16 protein-coding genes and 2 rRNA genes (1 of these 18 running past the window's edge) are annotated in these 17,779 nt (G+C 70.8%); 5 read left to right on the forward strand and 13 right to left on the reverse strand.

The genetic code is table 11. From position 1 onward, the window contains the following. Together L3i22_RS12980 and rrf are read left to right on the forward strand one after the other, a co-directional pair. Positions 1-901: ribosomal RNA gene (locus L3i22_RS12980) — 23S ribosomal RNA — on the forward strand (it extends 2,178 nt beyond the left edge of the window). A gap of 116 nt (positions 902-1,017) precedes the next feature. After that, a 5S ribosomal RNA gene (rrf, locus tag L3i22_RS12985) occupies positions 1,018-1,134 on the forward strand. Positions 1,135-1,352: 218 nt separating this feature from the next. On the opposite strand, the gene L3i22_RS12990 is transcribed toward rrf, so the two are convergent. The 7 genes from L3i22_RS12990 to L3i22_RS13020 form a co-directional block, all read right to left on the reverse strand. Next, a complete protein-coding gene (locus tag L3i22_RS12990) occupies positions 1,353-1,790 on the reverse strand; it encodes a CBS domain-containing protein (RefSeq protein WP_221327206.1) in 438 nt (145 codons plus the stop codon). 358 nt (positions 1,791-2,148) lie between these two features. Next, positions 2,149-3,054, reverse strand: a complete 906-nt coding sequence (locus L3i22_RS12995) for an STM4011 family radical SAM protein (protein ID WP_221327207.1) — start codon at positions 3,052-3,054, stop codon at positions 2,149-2,151. Beyond that, positions 3,051-4,349, reverse strand: a complete 1,299-nt coding sequence (locus L3i22_RS13000; protein ID WP_221327208.1) for an STM4012 family radical SAM protein — start codon at positions 4,347-4,349, stop codon at positions 3,051-3,053. The genes L3i22_RS12995 and L3i22_RS13000 overlap by 4 nt, the downstream gene beginning before the upstream one ends. Continuing rightward, positions 4,346-5,140 carry an STM4013/SEN3800 family hydrolase gene (locus tag L3i22_RS13005; protein WP_221327209.1) on the reverse strand — a complete coding sequence of 265 codons (795 nt, stop codon included), beginning with the start codon at positions 5,138-5,140 and terminating at the stop codon, positions 4,346-4,348. The genes L3i22_RS13000 and L3i22_RS13005 overlap by 4 nt, the downstream gene beginning before the upstream one ends. 1 nt (position 5,141) lies before the next feature. After that, the gene (locus L3i22_RS13010; RefSeq protein WP_221327210.1) at positions 5,142-6,065 is read right to left on the reverse strand and encodes an STM4015 family protein; all 924 of its coding nucleotides are present in this window, start codon (positions 6,063-6,065) and stop codon (positions 5,142-5,144) included. Further along, positions 6,062-6,625 carry a hypothetical protein gene (locus tag L3i22_RS13015; protein ID WP_221327211.1) on the reverse strand — a complete coding sequence of 188 codons (564 nt, stop codon included), beginning with the start codon at positions 6,623-6,625 and terminating at the stop codon, positions 6,062-6,064. The genes L3i22_RS13010 and L3i22_RS13015 overlap by 4 nt, the downstream gene beginning before the upstream one ends. Before the next feature lie 47 nt (positions 6,626-6,672). Next, positions 6,673-7,695, reverse strand: a complete 1,023-nt coding sequence (locus tag L3i22_RS13020) for a M4 family metallopeptidase (protein ID WP_221327212.1) — start codon at positions 7,693-7,695, stop codon at positions 6,673-6,675. Between the two features lie 393 nt (positions 7,696-8,088). Here L3i22_RS13020 and L3i22_RS13025 point away from each other — a divergent pair, with 393 nt between their 5' ends. Further along, positions 8,089-9,492 (forward strand): hypothetical protein, encoded by a 1,404-nt coding sequence (locus tag L3i22_RS13025; RefSeq protein WP_221327213.1) that lies wholly within the window; start codon positions 8,089-8,091, stop codon positions 9,490-9,492. On the opposite strand, the gene L3i22_RS13030 is transcribed toward L3i22_RS13025, so the two are convergent. After that, the gene (locus L3i22_RS13030) at positions 9,479-10,135 is read right to left on the reverse strand and encodes a uridine kinase (RefSeq protein WP_255658185.1); all 657 of its coding nucleotides are present in this window, start codon (positions 10,133-10,135) and stop codon (positions 9,479-9,481) included. The two genes, L3i22_RS13025 and L3i22_RS13030, sit on opposite strands and share 14 nt — an antisense overlap. 186 nt (positions 10,136-10,321) lie before the next feature. Further along, the gene (locus tag L3i22_RS13035; protein WP_221327214.1) at positions 10,322-11,242 is read right to left on the reverse strand and encodes a siderophore-interacting protein; all 921 of its coding nucleotides are present in this window, start codon (positions 11,240-11,242) and stop codon (positions 10,322-10,324) included. A 140-nt stretch (positions 11,243-11,382) separates the two neighbouring features. On the opposite strand from L3i22_RS13035, the gene L3i22_RS13040 reads away from it, so the two are divergent. After that, a complete protein-coding gene (locus L3i22_RS13040) occupies positions 11,383-11,838 on the forward strand; it encodes a PleD family two-component system response regulator (protein WP_221327215.1) in 456 nt (151 codons plus the stop codon). 4 nt (positions 11,839-11,842) lie between these two features. Here the strand turns inward: L3i22_RS13040 and L3i22_RS13045 are convergent, their stop codons facing one another. Next, positions 11,843-13,495 carry a methyl-accepting chemotaxis protein gene (locus tag L3i22_RS13045; RefSeq protein ID WP_221327216.1) on the reverse strand — a complete coding sequence of 551 codons (1,653 nt, stop codon included), beginning with the start codon at positions 13,493-13,495 and terminating at the stop codon, positions 11,843-11,845. 111 nt (positions 13,496-13,606) lie between these two features. On the opposite strand from L3i22_RS13045, the gene L3i22_RS13050 reads away from it, so the two are divergent. Next, on the forward strand, positions 13,607-15,082 hold the full coding sequence (locus L3i22_RS13050) for a PP2C family protein-serine/threonine phosphatase (RefSeq protein ID WP_221327217.1): 1,476 nt from the start codon (positions 13,607-13,609) through the stop codon (positions 15,080-15,082). A gap of 576 nt (positions 15,083-15,658) precedes the next feature. Here the strand turns inward: L3i22_RS13050 and L3i22_RS13055 are convergent. From L3i22_RS13055 to glnII, 3 genes are all read right to left on the reverse strand, one after another. Then, positions 15,659-16,153, reverse strand: coding sequence for an ATP-binding protein (locus L3i22_RS13055; RefSeq protein WP_255658186.1), 495 nt, complete (start codon positions 16,151-16,153; stop codon positions 15,659-15,661). Then, positions 16,146-16,475, reverse strand: a complete 330-nt coding sequence (locus tag L3i22_RS13060; RefSeq protein ID WP_221327218.1) for an STAS domain-containing protein — start codon at positions 16,473-16,475, stop codon at positions 16,146-16,148. The genes L3i22_RS13055 and L3i22_RS13060 overlap by 8 nt, the downstream gene beginning before the upstream one ends. A gap of 165 nt (positions 16,476-16,640) precedes the next feature. Continuing rightward, the gene (gene glnII / locus L3i22_RS13065; RefSeq protein ID WP_221327219.1) at positions 16,641-17,648 is read right to left on the reverse strand and encodes a glutamine synthetase; all 1,008 of its coding nucleotides are present in this window, start codon (positions 17,646-17,648) and stop codon (positions 16,641-16,643) included. Positions 17,649-17,779: the final 131 nt, after the last annotated feature.

Raw genomic sequence — 17,779 nt, forward strand, 5'->3', positions numbered from 1 at the left:
CACAGGCCCGGCGAAATTGCAGTACGAGTAAAGATGCTCGTTACGCGCGGCAGGACGGAAAGACCCCGGGACCTTTACTATAGCTTGACATTGGTATCTGAATTCGATTGTGTAGGATAGGTGGGAGACTGTGAAGCTCGGACGCCAGTTCGGGTGGAGTCATTGTTGAAATACCACTCTGTTGGGTTTGGGTATCTAACTTGCGGCCCTGATCGGGTCGAGGGACAGTGTCTGGTGGGTAGTTTAACTGGGGCGGTTGCCTCCTAAAGGGTAACGGAGGCGCCCAAAGGTTCCCTCAGCCTGGTTGGCAATCAGGTGTTGAGTGTAAGTGCACAAGGGAGCTTGACTGTGAGACTGACGGGTCGAGCAGGGACGAAAGTCGGGACTAGTGATCCGGCACTTGCGTGTGGAAGCGGTGTCGCTCAACGGATAAAAGGTACCCCGGGGATAACAGGCTGATCTTCCCCAAGAGTCCATATCGACGGGATGGTTTGGCACCTCGATGTCGGCTCGTCGCATCCTGGGGCTGTAGCAGGTCCCAAGGGTTGGGCTGTTCGCCCATTAAAGCGGTACGCGAGCTGGGTTTAGAACGTCGTGAGACAGTTCGGTCCCTATCCGCCGTGCGCGTTGGATACTTGAGAAGGGCTGTCCCTAGTACGAGAGGACCGGGACGGACGAACCTCTGGTGTGCCAGTTGTTCCGCCAGGAGCATGGCTGGTTGGCTACGTTCGGAAGGGATAACCGCTGAAAGCATCTAAGCGGGAAGCCTGCTTCGAGATGAGGTATCCCACCACCTTGAGTGGGTAAGGCTCCCAGCTAGACTACTGGGTTGATAGGCCGGAGATGTAAGCACGGTAACGTGTTGAGTTGACCGGTACTAATAGGCCGAGGGCTTAACCACCCTAAACATTTTACTTGCGTCCACTGTGTGATTCACAGCAAACGAACAACCACCCCAACACCATCAGCGACATGCTGATGTGAGGGTTGCTGGTTTGTTCTACCGCTGACCGTTGTTACGGTGGTCATAGCGGAGGGGAAACGCCCGGTCACATTCCGAACCCGGTAGCTAAGCCCTCCAGCGCCGATGGTACTGCACTCGGGAGGGTGTGGGAGAGTAGGACGCCGCCGGACTTAACTTCAGAAAAGGCCCACCCCATCCGGGGTGGGCCTTTTCTTTTTGCCCGAAAACTCTTTGGCGGCCGAGATCAGCGGCCGAGATCAGCCGCTGAAATCGGCGGCTGAAATCGGCGGCCGAGACCGGCGGCCGAGACCGGCGGCCGAGGTCGGTGGCTGGAATCGGCGGCCGGGGCTTGGTGTCCGGAATTGGCGGCCGGCAACAGCTGGCTTTGTCAGGTGCGTTCGCCGGTGATGTAGTCGGCGAGGGTGCTGCGTTCGGTTTCCAGCTCGTCGATGCGGTTCTTGACCACGTCGCCGATGCTGACGACGCCGGCCAGGTGGCCGTCGACGACGACCGGCACGTGGCGGAAGCGCTGCTCGGTCATCAGCCGTTCCACGTCCTCCAGCTGGGCCTCGGGTGAGACCGTTCGCACCTGGGTGGTCTGGATGGTGCTGACCGGCTCGGCGAGCACGGCCGGACCGCGCTCGGCCAGGGCGCGCACCACGTCCCGCTCGCTGACGATCCCGTCGACCGCGGTGCCGTCGCGGGACACCACCGCGGCGCCGATCCGGTGCCGGGCCAGTTCGCTGATCAGGCCCTCCACCGGCATGTCCGGCGGCACCGTCACCACGTTCTCGCCCTTGACCCGCAGAATGTCACTGATCCGCATCGCCCCTCCTGTAACCGCTCGGCCCCCGTGCTCCCCTCGATCCCTCCCGCCCTACATGCCGAAATTCCACCCCAAAAGTCAAGCCCTTTCGATGTACGCCGAATCAACGCCACCCTTGGGAAACGCCGAACTCGGGTCCGCTGTCCACGATGGTGGTACTCGCCGAGGCTCGGCGGAACGACCGCGCGATGCCACAGCCCGGGAGCGGGCGGTGGTGATGGGTCCGCGCCTCAGCGCAGGCGATGACCTGGGCCGGCCGGTGTGGTGCGGATCCGATTGAGTGCGCTGGTGGTCATCGCTCACCTCTCGGACAGCTTGGCTCGTGGCCCATGCTGGCACCAGCAGTGGTCAGCGGTGACTATCCGGTTGTCTCTGAACCGACATAACCGGCGCGGCTGGATCCGGGCGAAGGGGGCAGGGGCCAGACGGCCGGGATGCGTTCGAGGACGCCGCCGGCGAAGACGTCGTACAGGCCGAGCGGTTTCAGGTGGACGTATCCGATGTGACAGTCACAGATGGCGTTCACGCAGGGGCGCGGGCGCAGCGCGGCCCGCCAGCTCCCGTCGTACAAATTCGCAATTGTCTTTTGAATGAAATGGCAACGGCGGACGGAACCGTCGCCGAGGACCGAGATCGCGGTCTCGCCGGCGTGGCACGGCTGGTCGAGCGAGACGTGCGGGCGGACGCTGTGGCCGAAGAGCGGGTCCAGCTCCGTCCAGCTCGCTTCCTCCTCAGGGGTGTAACGCTTGCCCTCGGCGGCGTTGACCCAGAGGTAGACCTGCTCCGGGAGGGCGGCGCGCAGGGCGTGGGCCTCCGCCAGGTGCTCGGGGAAGCCGACGACGCCGACCGAGAAGCGCACGCCCATCGCCAGCAGCGCGGCGCAGCGGGCCAGGAAGCGCTCCCGGGTGACCTGCCCGGGGTGGTAGGTGGCCCACAGCGCGGCTTTCGCCGGATCGGCCGCGGCCAGCCAGTCGGGGCGGATCGCCAGGTTCGTCTGGATCGCCACCCGGTCGACGTGCGGGAGGTGCGACAGGGTGACCATCGCGTCCCGGTACCAGCTGCGGGTCAGGCCCTCGCCCCACGGGGTGAACAGGACGGACAGGCGCACGTCGGTGGTCTCGGCGGCCCAGCCGGTGAAGCGTTCGAGGGCGGCGCGGTCCTCCCGCAGCAGCGCGGGCGGGTCGTGCCGCTTGGCGAACGGGCAGTACGGACAGTCGTAGTTGCAACTGGCCAGCGGCCCGCGGTAGAGCACGGAAAGGTTCATCGCGGGCGGTATCCGGCCATCGCCGAGCGCACCGGGTCGGAGGTGAACCACGGGCCGATCGCGTCCGAGCGCTCCAGCCCGGCCGGGGTGAGCCGCAGGCCGCCGGGTTCCGCCAGGCCGGCCTCGGTCAACTGCGCGAGCTGCGGGAAGTCGGCCGCCGGATCGGTTCCGAAGCGCTTGCGGTACCCGTACGGATCAATGCCCTCGGTCCGCAGCAGGGACTTGATCAGCCATCGTCGTCGCTGCTCCACCTCGTCCAGGCGGAAACCGACCTCGGCGTACCCGAAATCGGCCGCCGGCCGGGACAGGTAGTCGTCGAGCACCGCGCGGACCTCGCTGATGCCGACCGCGTAGTCGAACGAGTAGTGCAGGTCCCGCGTGTACGACCGGGCGCCGCACCCCAGGCTGATCATGCCGTCGTCCTGACAGGAGTAGTCCGGCCCGTCGTCGGCGGTGACCGCCGGGAGCCGGAACTGGCGCATCGACTCCTGCCGGTAGCCGGCCGCGAGCAGTGTGTCCCGTCCCTGCCGGTAGAGCGCGAGCCGGGACGCGTCCCAGTCGTCGCGACTGGCCGCGCGCCGGCCGAGCCCGGTGAGCGGGCGCACGTAGAGCGGGTAGAGGAAGATCTCCTCGGGCCGCCAGCCGAGCGCCGCGTCCAGACTGAGCTGCCAGGACTCCGGGGTCTGGCCGTCGATGCCGTAGATCAGGTCGAGGTTCAGCACCGGCACCCGGGCGTCCCGGATCGCGCCCAGCGCCCGCTCGACGTCGGCCCGGCGCTGCGGGCGGCCGGCGGCGTGCGCCTCGGCGTCCAGGAAGCTCTGCACGCCGATGCTGACCCGGGTCGCCCCGAACGCGGTCAGCACCTCCAGCCGGTCCGGCGTGGCGGTGGCCGGCGACGTCTCGACGGAGAGCGGGATGCCGGGCATCCGCGCGCCCAGGACGCCGGTGCAGATGTCGAACAGGTCGGCCAGCTCGGTGGCGTCCAGATAGGTGGGGGTGCCGCCGCCGAACGCGGCCCGGACGAAGGCCGCCTCGTCGAGCGCGACCCGCGACGCCTGGACCCGGAGTTGCCGCAGGTACGCGGTGACCTGCTCGGCGGGCGCGTTGGCCCGGGTGAACAGGTTGCAGAAGCCGCAGCGCATCTCGCAGAACGGGATGTGCACGTACAGGAAGAGCGCGTCCGTCGGCTCGTCGCGCCACACGTCGGCGAGCGCCGGGCGCGGGTCGAGCGGACGGTACGACGTCTTGTGCGGATAGGCGTACAGATAGCCCTGGTACGGCGAGTTACTGATCATGACGCGGCCAGGGTGAACTGCGCGAACGGCACCGTCCACACCACCTCGTGACCGAGACGGTGGCCGGTGTGGCCGTCCTCCCCGTAGGCCGTGCCGTGGTCCGAGCACAGGATCGCGAAGACCGGCCGCCCCCGCCCGCTGACCAGGCCGAACAGCCGGGGCATCAGGCCGTCGACGTATTCCAGGGCGGCGGCGTGGCTGGCCCGGTCATCGGTTGCCCGCCCCGCGTAGTGCCGGTTCGGCTGGTGCATCGCGGCCACGTTGAGGAACGTGAACGCCGGCTGCCCGGCCGGGACCGCGGCGAGCGAGCGCTCCAGCTGATCGAGCTGGGCGCCGAGACAGTCCGGCGCGGTCACCCCGAACGACGGCTCCCAGTGCGCCTCGGTGAACAGCCCGGGCAGCACCGCGCCGAGCGCGGTCCGCCGGTTGAAGAAGCCGACACCGCCCAGGCAGAGCGTGTGATAGCCGGCCTCGGCGAGCGCGGTGGGCAGGTCGGGCGCGTCGAAGACCCAGGTGTCCGGGCCGGACGTCGCGCTGCCGGGGAACGCCGCGGCGTAGAGCCGGTCGTGGTCGCCGGGGGAGCCGGGGGTGGGCAGGAAGCCGGCGAAGAACGCGTGGTGCGCGGCGTAGGTGAAGCTGGCCGGCGAGTGCCGCCGTTCCCAGGCGCCACCGGGCAGGACCCGGGCCAGGTGCGGCGTGCGCCCGGCGGCGGCCAGCTCGGCGGCCACGTCGTAGCGCAGCGTGTCGAGGGTGACCAGGAGGATGTCGTGGGTGCCGATCAGTGAGCGCATGTCACTCCGAGACGGCGACGTACCGGTCGTCATCGTCCGCGCCCTGCGGCTCGCTGACGTCGACGGCGGTCTCCGGCAGCGCGGCGACCACGGCGGCCGCGGTCTCCTCCGACATGTAGTGGTGCTTCAGGTTCAGCTCGCGCAGGTGGGTCAGGGGCTGACCGGCCAGCAGCGCGGTCGCGCCCCGGTCGCTGAGCACGCCCATCGACAGGTCGAGCGACTCGAGCCGGGCCACCACCGGCGCCTGGGCGACCGCGGCGGCGAGCTCGTCGGCGATCTCCGCGTTGCGCAGGCCGAGGCGGCGCAGCTGCGGGAAGAGCGTGCCGTCGAGCACCCCGCGCAGGTCGGCGAGCCGGGTGTCGCCGTTGTAGTCGGGGGTGCCGAGCCACAGCTCCAGATCGGTCAGGTTCGGAAACTTCGAGGCGAGCACCGCGGTGCTGAACGCGGCCGGCAGGCCACCGCTCTGCACGACCAGGCGGCGCAGGCTCCCGCTGGCCACCGGGCTGAACCGGAAGTCCTCCCCGCCGCGCACCTGCAGCGTCTCCAGTCGCGGGAACGCGGTGATCAGCGGGCTCACGTCGCCCACCTTCATCCAGGAGACCTCGCACTCGTCGAACGTGATGTCGCCGAGGAACAGCGCGCGCAGCCGGGGCAGGCGGGCGGCCGACTCCTGCAGCTGCTGCAGCGGGGCCGGGGCGAACGCCGCGTAGCCCCACGAGCCGATGACCAGCGCCTCCGCGGTCGCGCCGTGCTCGGCGACGAACGTCTCGAAGACGGCCCGGAAGCCCTCGGAGAGGACCTCCTGATCGTTGACGTCCTCATCCTGGAAATCGACCCGCCAGGCGACCGGGCCGGTGACGCCCTCGGCCGGGAACTGGGTCACCGGTAGGCCGGCGAAGGTCTCGTCGTTGTGGTGAAAGGTCATCGGTGGCTCCTGTCTCCCGCTCGAACCAGCGGCGCGACGGTAGCAGGAGCCGCCGACAGTTTTCGGGCCAGCACCCGGCCGGCGAGCGTCAGCAGCAGGATCGCGGCGACGTCGCGGACCAGGGTGAAGATCACCGCGAACGCCGAGATGCCCGGCATCAGCACCGCCTGCAGCACCAGGTAGGCGGCGACGCTCAGCGCGGCGGCTCCGGCGATCCGGACGAGGCGGGACTGCGGTGACCGGAAGCGATCACCGTGGCCCTGCCACCAGCCCGGCGCCCAGCGGTCGACCAGGACCGCGAACATCAGCGCGGGCAGGGTGACCATCGCGGCCAGCCCGAGCGAGGACAGCAGGTGGGTGCCGCCCAGGATGCCGGCCACCGTGGTGGCCGTGACGAGAGTGATCACGTCGAAACGCCGCAGTCCCCACCGGCCCTGGACGAGCATCCACAGCGCGGCCACCGGCAGCGGCGACAGGAAGAGGAACGCCCCCGCCCAGAAGGCGAGCAGATACGTGACCGCGAACGCGGCGGTCCGGGCGGCGTAGCGGGCGACCGTCATGGCCCGACCATCGGTCCAGGCCCGGGTGAGCTTAGGAGCTCCCGGACCTAGTTGATGCCGACCGCGCGGAAGGCGGCGCGCACGGTCTGCGGGGCATTGCGGCCGATCCGGCCGTCCCGGGCGAGAATCCGGGCCTGTTCGGCACAGAGGTAGGCGCCATCCGTGAATTGCGCCCGCGGCCACAATCCCCGCAAGGCCGCGTAGAAGACCCGGGCGGCCGGGAACGAGCCGAGCTCGATCGCGGTCAGATAGAACGCGCGATTCACGATGCCGCTGTTGACGTGCGGGTCGCCGTTCGGCACGTACTGCGACATGTGCGCGGCCTGCGGATCCTTGCCGAGCACCGGGTTGTCGTAGGCGGTTCCCGGGTGGGCCATCGAGCGGATCGCCTCGCCGTACATCCGCTCCGCCATGAGCTCCTCGCCGATCAGCCAGTTGTGCTCGCCGGCGTCCAGCTTGTGCACGTATTGATCGACGCACGCGCCGAAGATGTCGGAGAACGCCTCGTTCATCGCCCCGGACTGCTCGGTGTAGGCCAGCCCGGCGGTGTATTGCGTGACGCCGTGCGACAGTTCGTGCGCGCAGACGCCGACATCCCGGGTGAAATCCTGGAAGACCTGACCGTCGCCGTTCCCGAAGACCATCCGGGTGCCGTCCCAGAAAGCGTTGCCGTAGCTGTCGCCGAAATTCACGTCGCCGATCAACGTCGATCCGGCATTGTCGATGGAATCGCGGCCCAGCACCTCCCGATAGAAATCCCGGGTGGCACCCAGGGCGTCATGGGCGGCATTCACGTTGACCGCGTTCACCGGTTTGTCGCCCTCGCCGCGGACCGGCCGGACCCCGGTCTCGAACGTGCCCCGATCGTCGAAGATCTGCCGGTCGCCGCGGCCCGGAATCGGCGCGGTCACCGCGACCAGGCTGGTCGCGGCCATGGTGCGGCGCTGCTGCCGGACCGCGGCGGAGGCCACCGCGGTGCGCTGCGCGGCGTCGGCGTCCAGGCCCTGCGCGCGGGCCGCGCGCGCGAGGTGATCGGTGATGTGCGACGGAATGAAGAAACAGATCGGCACGAGCCCCCCTCGGAATCGCCGGCCCTCCGCAGACATTGACACCGGCGGCGACGGGCTGTCTGTCAGTTCTTGAGCAGAGGCCGGCCGGTTCCTGCGGAAAGGCTACGTCCGGTTCTTCCGGGGCGGAATCACACGATCGCGGGCAAAATCACATTCATCATTTCCTACGCTGCGGCCAATAACTGATCGTCGCTCCCGCGGGGACCCTTCCGGGCCTCGCAAGGGCGCCGGGGCGCCCAGAACACGAGACCCTCCAGGGCGACGTCCGAGGGTGGTTGCGGTCAGACCCGCCGTCCAGTTTCCTACATCTCCTATAGGGATGTTGACCTACGTGAGCGGCTGTGGCTAGGCTTCGGATCGACGTTTGTAAACGCCTGTTTACCGGGAGAGACAGTGTCCACGCATCGAGGCCGTTCGGCCGCCGTCATCGTCGCCGGGCTGCTGGCCGGCGCCGCGCTCGGCGGCACCCCCGCGCACGCCGCCACCGGCACGTTCGGGCCGGCCGCGCCGCAGAATCCGTACACCGCGCCGGCCGGCGGCGCCACCACGCACGGCGACAGCGCGTCGGCGAAGACGTTCACCGGGGCCGGATTCGCCGGCAGCGCGGTCACGGTGACCCGCTCGACGCTGCTCGCGGCCTGCCCCACCCTGCTGCACGGGCGGGACGGGGCGCTGCTCGCGCTCTGCACCGAGTACATCGGACAGGCGCCCAGCCTCAAGCTGCTCGACAAGAGCACCGGCGCCGCGGTCGCGTCGCTGTCGATCACGAAGGGGTCGCTGCTCGGCGGGGTCTACGCGTACCTCGACGACCAGGATCGGGTCGTCATCGTCGACGGCGACCGCGACCTGCTGCGGATCGCCCACACGGCGACCACGCTGACCGTCACCGGGCGGACGTCGCTGGCCGCGGCGATCGCCACCGGTGACGCGGTGGTCGGGGTGATCCCGGCCTACGACGGCCGGGTCTGGTTCGTCACCGCGGCCGGCACGGTCGGCGCGGTCACCCCGGCCACCGGGGTGACCGCCACCTACCAGCTGCCGGCCGGGGAGAAGGTCGCGAACAGCGTCTCGACGGTTCCCGGTCGCTTCGCGGTGACCAGCGATCACGCGCTCTACGTCTTCGACACCACCACGGCGGCGCCGACGCTGCGGTGGCGCTACGCCTATGACCGCGGCCCGGCCCGCAAGCCCGGGCAGCTCTCCTGGGGCAGCGGCGCGACCCCGGTCTTCTTCGGCCCGGCCACCGGCTACGAGTACGTCGCGATCACCGACAACGCCGACCCGCACATGAACCTGATCGTCCTGCGCACCGACGGCGCGGGCAGTCCGCTGTGCGTGCAGCCGCTGTTCACCTCGGTCGCCGCGAGTGGCACCGAGAACGCCCCGGTCGCCGGCGGGCGGTCGGTCTTCGTCACCAACACGTACGGCTACGACTATCCGGCCCTGCCCGACGACGCGGGCGAGAGCGTTCCGGCTGACGCCGACTTCGACGGTGGCGTGGCCCGGATCGACGTCGACGCCGCCGGCACCGGCTGCGCGACCACCTGGTCCACCACGACCCGCAGCGCGGCGCTGCCCCGGCTCTCGGTCACCGACGGCAAGCTCTACACGGCGGTCCAGGACGGGCTGCTCAACGGCTTCTACGCGGCCGCGGTCGACGCCGGGACCGGGGTGGTCAGCGACCGGGCGCTGCTCGGCTACGGCCTGGTCAACCCGTTGCAGACCGCGGGCACCGCGATCGACCGCACCTACTACCAGGGCACCGTCACCGGCCTGGAGGTGATCAAGCCCGGCTGAGCACCGGGGCGGCCGGGTCGGTGTTGTCGATCACCCAGGTGGCCCGGCGCCACGGGGCGCAGGCCGCGAAGTAGAGGCGCTGCCCGTCCACGTAGCGGCGCATGCCGGGGTCGGCCGGGTCGGGTGGCGTGCCGTCGCGGGCGGCCATCCGGCGGGCCGTCTCGGTGAACGGCACCTCCAGGAACAGCGAGAAGTCCCAGCTCCCGGCGAGTTCGTCGCGATGCAGGAAGATGCCGTCGACGATCAGGACGGTGCCGGGCGGGGCCGGCCGCGGGTCGGGCTCGAGCCGGGCGTCGGTGGCCAGATCGTGCGCCACCGGCCGGTAGCGGCCGGTCCCGTCCGGGCCGAACGGGTCCAGCACGTCGGCGCGGAACCGGGGGTAGTCGTAGGAGTCCGACCAGAAGCCCTCGGGGGAGTCCCGGCCCCGGCGGTGCCGGAGCGCGCGGACCTGGTGGAAGTCGTCGATCGAGACGCGGACCACGGGGCGGCCCCGATCGCGGAGCGTGGTGGCCAGCTCGTCGGCGAGGGTCGTCTTGCCCGAGCCGTCCGGGCCGTCCACCCCGACCCGGACGAAGCCCCGGCCGTGGTCGGGGATCGCGTCGGCGACCTGGGCAAGGATCCGGGACCGGGCGGGCGAGAGCACCGGGCCAGCATGCCAGCGCCGCGGCCGGGCCGTGGTGCGGGTCCTTTGAAACCGCAACCACCCTCGGACGTCGCCCTGGAGGGTCTCGCGTTCTGGGCGCCCCGCGCCCTTGCGAGGCCCGGAAGGGTCCCCGCGGGAGCGACGATCAGTTATTGGCCGCAGCGTAGGCAATGATGAATTTGATCTTCAGCATTCGGCTTTGCCGAGGCGCCAGTAGCCCATGAAGGCGACCGCGCGCCGGTCCACCCCGCAGGTGCCGACCAGGTGGCGGCGGAGGGTCTTGATGACGGCGGCCTCGCCGGCGAGCCAGGCGTAGAAGCCGTCGGTGGCCTCGGTGCCGTCCGGGACCTCCCAGAGCAGGTCCTCGTCGACGTCGACGTCCTCGAGGTCGGCGGTGGTCACGCCGGCGGCGTCGCCGAGCAGGTGGGCGGCGGCGGCCTGGACGGCCGGGACCAGCTTGACGCCGTGGTCGGCGCCGTCGCGGGGGAGCCAGGTGACGCGGACGCCGGCCGGGGCGTCGAGGAGCAGCTGGTCGCCGCTCTCCGGGACCTCCAGCAGGGCCTCGCCCCGGGTGCCGGCGGGCAGGCGGGACAGGATCGAGGCGATCGCCGGGACGGCGGTCTCGTCGCCGACCAGCAGGACGCGGTTGGTGCCGGGCGCCGGGTGGAAGTCGATGCCGCCGGAGTTACCGGCGAACGCCGCGTTCGGCCCGAGCAGGCAGGCGACCGTGCCGGGGCCGGCGGCGACCGCCCAGCGGGAGGCCGGGCCGGAGACGCCGTGCAGCACCATGTCCACGTCGACCTCGCGGGCCGCCGCGCGGACCTTGCGCACCGTGTACGTCCGGATCGGGTTCTGCCGGTCGGCCGGCAGCGAACGCCACCGGGTATACCAGTCCTCGCCGGTGGGCAGGTCGTCGAGACCCGCGCCGGGCAGCGGCAGGATCAGCTTGATCCGCTGGTCGAAGCCGTTGTCGGCGAACCTGTCCAGATCGTCGCCGGTGAACGTGACGCGCACGAAGCTCGGGCTGAGCCGGACGATCCGGGCCACCTCGACCGGGAAGAACCGGAACGGGACCGCGTCGGTCGACGGAACAACGGTCTGGGTCACGAGCGCCTCCCAGCGGATCGGGTTTAGGTAACCCTAACCTAAGCCGAGGGCTCGTCCGCAACCCGATCGCACCGGAGAGATCCCTGCGGACCGGGTTCGGTCGGACGATCTCACGGGTCCCACCGCAGAAGGAGCCGGAGATGCCTCAGTCCTCGACCACGGCCTTGACGTTCAGCGACGCCGAAGCCGGTCTGACCTGGCCGATGGACGACTGGTCGGCCGCTCTGGAGCCGCCCACGGTGCTGATCGCCGACGACGACGAGAGCATCCGTGACCTGGTCGGGACGAAGTTACGGGCGGCCGGCTACCGGACCCTGATGGCCTCGGACGGGCGGACCGCGATGGCCCTCGCGGTGGGGGAGCGGCCGGCGCTGGTGCTGCTCGACGTGTGCATGCCGGGGTTGGACGGGCTGGGCTTCTGCTACGAATTGCACTCGTCGCCGCAGACCGCCCACATCCCGGTGATCTTCATCAGCGGGCGGGGTGAGCCGGCCGATATGGAGCTGGCGCAGGTGGTCGGGGCCGAGGACTACCTGGTCAAGCCGCTCGACCCGGCCGAGCTGCTGCGCCGGGTGCAGCGGCTGCTCGGCCACTGAAAAGCTAGACACGGAAGCGCGCGACCACGTCCCGCAGTTCGCCCGCGACCCGGGTGAGCTCGGCCATCGACGCGTCCGCCTCGCCGAGCGCGGACGTCGTGGCGTGCGCGGCGCTGGCCACCGCGTTGATGTTGCCGGCGATCGTGGAGCTGCCGTTGGCCGCCTCGCCGATGCTGCGGCTCATCTCGTTGGTGGTGGCGGTCTGCTCCTCCACCGCCGAGGCGATGGTCACCTGGTAGTCGTTGATCTCCGAGATGATCCGGGAGATCTGCTGGATCGCGGTCACCGCGTTCTCGGTGTCGGCCTGGATCGCCTGCACCCGCTGCGAGATGTCCTCGGTGGCCTTCGCGGTCTCCTGCGCCAGGTCCTTGACCTCGGTGGCGACCACCGCGAAGCCCTTGCCGGCCTCACCCGCGCGGGCCGCCTCGATCGTCGCGTTCAGGGCGAGCAGGTTGGTCTGCTCGGCGATCGAGGTGATCGTCTTGACCACGTCGCCGATCTCCGCGGACGACGTGCCGAGCTTGGCCACCGTGTCGTTGGTGGCCTGTGCGACCCCGACCGCGGACGCCGCCACCTGCGCGGCGCTGCTCGCGTTCTCCGAGATCTCCCGGATCGAGGCGCCCATCTCATCGCTGCCCGCCGCCACCGACTGCACGCTGGCGGAGACGTCGCCGGCCGTGCCGGCCACCAGCCCAGCCTGCTCGGCGGCCTCCCGGGCCTCGGCCTCCAGCCGGGTGGTGATCTCGGTCAGCTGCTCGGTGACCGTGCCGAGCGCGCCGGCGTCGTGGGTGAGCTGCCGGACCGTGGTCTGCAGACCCTCCCGGGCCCGGTTCACCGCCTGCGCCATCTGGCCCAGCTCGTCGCGGGAGCGCACCTCGGCGGCGACGGTCAGGTCCCCGTCGGCGACCGCGCGCAGCGCCGACGAGACGGTCGCGAGCTGGCGGCGGATCAGCCGGGCCACGCCGAAGCCGACGAACGCGGCCACCACGAACCCGATCACCAGGCCGGCCAGGGTGATCCAGCGGGACCGCTGGTACGCCCGGTCCCCGGTCGCGGTCATCGTGTCCGCGTCCGACTCCTCGGCCTGCTGCAGCTCGGCCATCGCGGTGTTGATGCCGTTCTCCGCGGTGGTGAACGCGGGCAGGATCTGATCGGCGGCCGGCATCTGGAACCCGGACGGCGGCGCCTTGCCGAAAATGATCACGTCGCGCAGCGCCCGGTACCCGGTCATCGCGGTGGCGAACGAGTCGAGCCGGGTCAGCCGGTCGGTGGCCCCGGAATCGGTGGCGATCGCGCGGTAGGCGGTCACCGAGGTGTCGATCTCCGTGTCGGCGTCCGCCGCGCCCTTCAGCCCGAGCTGGTAGAGCTGGTCGTTCTTCGAGCTCTGGCCGGACGAGACGAGCAGCATGCCGCGGAACATGTTGGTCATGCCCTCACGCATGTTCGCGATCTGCTCCATGCTGTCCACGTGGTGGGTCTTCATCGTGTGCAGGTCGTCGCGCAGCTGAGCCATCCGGCTCAGCGACACCACGGTCACCGCCACCGCGACCAGCGCGACGCAGGCCGCCGTGATCGTGCTCTTGACGAGCAGGCTGCGGTCGCCGAGGACCCGCTCCAGCAGGCCACGCGGCGCCGCGACGATGCTGTCCGGCTGCATCGGTTCCCTCCCTCGTGGCAGGACCCACTCTAGAAGCCGTCTCATGTCTTTTCGCCGGTATTGCCCAAGTCGGTCTGACCGTCGCCGGTCGAACGCCGGTAGGCTGCGAAGATGGCCGACGAGCAGGTGGTCCGGGAACTGCTGGCCGCCGTGCCCGCCGGGTGCACCTGGCTGCTTCCGATCACCGGCGACGACGGCCGGGTGGCGGACTTCCGGGTCGCCGCGACCAGCGATCAGGTGCGGGACATGTACGGCCGCGGCACCCAGCGGGTCGACGCCCGGCTGCGCGAGCTCTATCCGTCCCTCGTGGACGGCCCGCTGTGGCGGCTCTACCTCGAGGTGCTGGCCACCGGCGAGCCGGGCGGCATGGACGAGTTCGACTACGACGGGTCCCGCTTCGAGATCAGCGTGCACCGCGTGCTCGGCGGCCTGCTCATCTGGTGGACCCGGGTCGACGAGCACCGCCGCCGGCTGGAGAGCACCGAACTGCTCGGCAGCCTCGGCTGGGCGGAGTACGAACTGGCCACCGGCCGCTCCGAATGGTCCCCGGGGATGTACCGGATTTTCCGCCGCGAGCCCGCCGACGGCCCGATGTCCCAGGTCGAGCAGGCCGCCGGCATCCTGCCCGAGGACCGCGGGATCGCCGAGACCGCCTGGCAGACACTGGACGTCGGCGCCACCTCCGACGTGACCGTCCGGTTCCGCATCGACGACCGGATCAAGCACCTGCGGATCCTCTCCGACCTGGCCCGGGACGCGACCGGCCGGCCGATGAAGATCTCCGCGGTGGTGCAGGACGTCACCGCCCGGGTCGCCTCCCGCACCGAGATCGAACGGCTCAGCGACCAGGTCCGGGTCGGCGAACTGACCGCGCTCGCCGAGCACCGGCTGGCCCGCCAGTTGCAGCAGATGATCCAGCCGGTGCCGGCCGGCTCGTTCGAGCTGGACGGGCTCGAGGCGATGGTCAGCTACCTGCCGGCGGAGAGCGCGCTGCAGGTCGGCGGCGACTGGTACCACGCGCAGACGCTGCCGGACGGGCAGGTCGCCCTCGCCGTCGGGGACGTCGCCGGGCACGGCCTGGAGGCCGCCAGCGGGATGGCCCACCTGCGGTTCGCGCTGGTCGCCTGGCTGGCCGTCGGCATCCGCGACCCCGGGATGCTGCTGCGGCACCTCAACCAGCTCTGCGCCCAGCTCGGCATCACCGGGACGGCGGTGATCGGCGTCTACGATCCGGGGACCAGGCTGCTGCCCTGGGCCCGCGCCGGGCACATGGCGCCGATGCTGGGCCGCGACGGGCACAGCGTCGACCTCGACCGGCCGCCCGGGCTGCTGCTCGGCGCCGCGGCCGAGGCCGAGTTCCCGGTGGCCAGCGCGCACCTGCGGCCGGGGGATCTGATCCTCTTCTACACCGACGGCCTGATCGAGCGGCGCGGGGACGTGGCGCGGCGGTCCGCCGAGGTGCGGGGGCATCTGAGCACGGTGTCCGCGGCGCCGGGGGCGGACGCGCTGCCGACCATCCATCGGCTGCTGCACGCGCCGAGCCCGGACGACGACACGTGCACGCTCGCCGTCCGAGTCCGAACCTAGGATCACGCTCGCGGTCCGGGTCCGAAACCTAGGATCACGCTCGCGGTCCGGGCTCGAACCTAGGATCAAATTCTTTCTTGCCTCGGCTGCGGCCAATAACTGATCGTCGCTCCCGCGGGGACCCTTCCGGGCCTCGCAAGGGCGCCGGGGCGCCCAGAACGCGAGGCCCTCCAGGGCGATGTCCGTGGGTGGTTGCGGTTTCAAAGGACCCACGCGAGCCGGCCGGTGGTGCCGGCCCGGCCGCGCCTCCCGGCCCGGCTGGCGTTGAGGGCTGTTCGCGCACCGAAAGTGAGCCATGAGCGCCAGCCGAAGCCGGGATCGCGGCTGGGCTCGGGGTCGTGGCGCGGCTCGCGGGGGCGGCTCGCGGGGGCGGCTGGCACGGCGCGGCCGGGGCCGGTGGCGGGCTTGCGCGGCTGGCACGGCGCGGCCGGGGCGGTGGCGGGCTTGCGCGGCGCGGCCGGGGGTGGTGGCGGGCTTGCACGGCGCGGCCGGGGGCGGTGGCGGGCTTGCGGGGTTTCGCGGGCGGGTGGCGCGGAAGGGCCGGGGGCGGCGGCGGGTTTGCGGGGTTTGCGGGGGTCAGGAGAGGTTGAGGCAGATGCGGACGAGGGTGCCGCCGGGGACCGACGACGTGTAGACGGCGTCGCAGATGCGCTCCACGATGGCCAGGCCGCGGCCGCGGATCGCCTCCGCGGAGGGCATCGCGCGACCGAACGGGCGGGGGCCGCCGCCGTCGACGACGTCGCAGACCAGGCGGCCCTCGTCGGCCCAGACCCGGATGTGCCCGCCGCCGCCGGTGTGCTGCAGCGTGTTCGTGGTCAACTCGCTGACCGCGAGCGTGAGCAGGTCGATCCGGGCGTCGGCGAGACCGAGCGCCCGGGCCCGCTCGGTGACGAACGTCCGGACGGTGCGCAGGTCGTCGGGCTCGGTGTAGGACATGCCGTCGGTGCCGGCGGGCTGGGTCCGCGACGTGTCGTCGGTGCCGGCGGGCTGGGTCCGCGACGTGCCGTCGGTAGCGGTGGGTTCGGTGTGCGACGTGTCGTCGGGCTCGGTGCCGGTGGGCCGCTCAGGCATGGCGGCGCTCTTCGGCCGGCGCTTTCAGCAGCGCGTCCAGCCCGGTCAGCTCGAGGACCGCGGCGACCGGGCCGTCGGCGTTGACCACGTAGAGGTGCCCGGCCCGGCCCCGCGCCGCGTGGTGCGCGGTGACCAGGGCGTGCACGCCGGTGGAGTCGAGGAAGCCGACCGCGGCCATGTCGACGAAGACAGCGCCGGCGCGATTCACCGCGTCCAGCAGCGCGGCGGTGAGCCGGTCGCGGACCGTGAGATCGCAGTCACCGGCCAGGAAGACGGTGACACGGCCGGGCTCAGCGGCTGTCCTCGCCTCGAAGCTCGCCATCGACCGTTGTACCTTTCCCTGCCACGGGGAACCCTGCCCGGCCCATCATGACACCCGACGGCGCGAAACGCGCCTACCGGAGTATTCCAGGACCGGAAAGGAACACGCGCGGGCGCCCGGAGGTGCGGCGCCCGCGCGTGTCCGTCGAACGGAGCTGGACGGGGATCAGGCCTGGGCCAGCGCCTCGCAGCAGGTGTCGATCAGCAGGCGGGTGACCACGTACGGGTCCACGTTCGCGTTCGGGCGGCGGTCCTCGATGTAACCCTTGCCGTCCTTCTCGACCTGCCACGGGATGCGCACCGACGCGCCGCGGTCCGACACGCCGTAGCTGTACTCGGTCCACGGGGCGGTCTCGTGCAGGCCGGTCAGGCGCTGGTCGATGCCGGCGCCGTAGCCGTCCACGTGCTCCTGGCGGCGCTTGCCCAGCGACTCCGCGGCGGTGATGATCGCGTCGTAGTTCTCGCGCATCGCCTCGGTGGAGAAGTTGGTGTGCGCGCCGGCGCCGTTCCAGTCGCCCTTGACCGGCTTCGGGTCCAGGGTGGCGGACACGCCGTGGTCCTCGGCGATGCGGTAGAGCAGCCAGCGGGCCACCCACAGCTCGTCGGCCACCTGCGGGGCGCCGACCGGGCCGATCTGGAACTCCCACTGGCCGGGCATGACCTCGGCGTTGATGCCGGACAGGTGCAGGCCGGCGGCCAGGCACGCGTCCATGTGCTCCTCGACGATCTCGCGGCCGAAGACCTCGTCCGCGCCGACGCCGCAGTAGTAACCGCCCTGCGGGGCCGGGTAGCCACCGCCGACCGGGAAGCCGAGCGGGCGGCCGTCCTTGAAGAACGTGTACTCCTGCTCGATGCCGAAGATCGCCTTCTGGTCGGCGTACTTCTCGGCGGACGCGCGGCAGGCGGCGCGGGTGTTGGTCGGGTGCGGGGTGCCGTCGATCAGCTCGACCTCGCACAGGACCAGGATGTTCTTGCCACCACGGATCGGGTCCGGGCAGACGAACACCGGGCGGAGCACACAGTCCGACTTGTCACCGGGCGCCTGGTTGGTGCTGGAACCGTCGAAACCCCAGATCGGCGGCTGCTCGCCGTCGGCCAGGATCTTGGTCTTCGACCGGAGCTTCGCGGTCGGCTGGGTTCCGTCGGTCCACAGGTACTCGGCCTTCACAGCCATTCAAATTCTCCTCAAGCGAAAACGGCGCCGGATGGCATTGCCGGACGACCCTGGCGCGGCGCGAGGAGGCTAACGGCCCAACATCAAATCCATGTTTCCGATCCCGAACAACGGAACGGTGATCCCGGTAA

It is taken from the genome of Actinoplanes sp. L3-i22, from assembly GCF_019704555.1.
Lineage (GTDB): Bacteria > Actinomycetota > Actinomycetes > Mycobacteriales > Micromonosporaceae > Actinoplanes.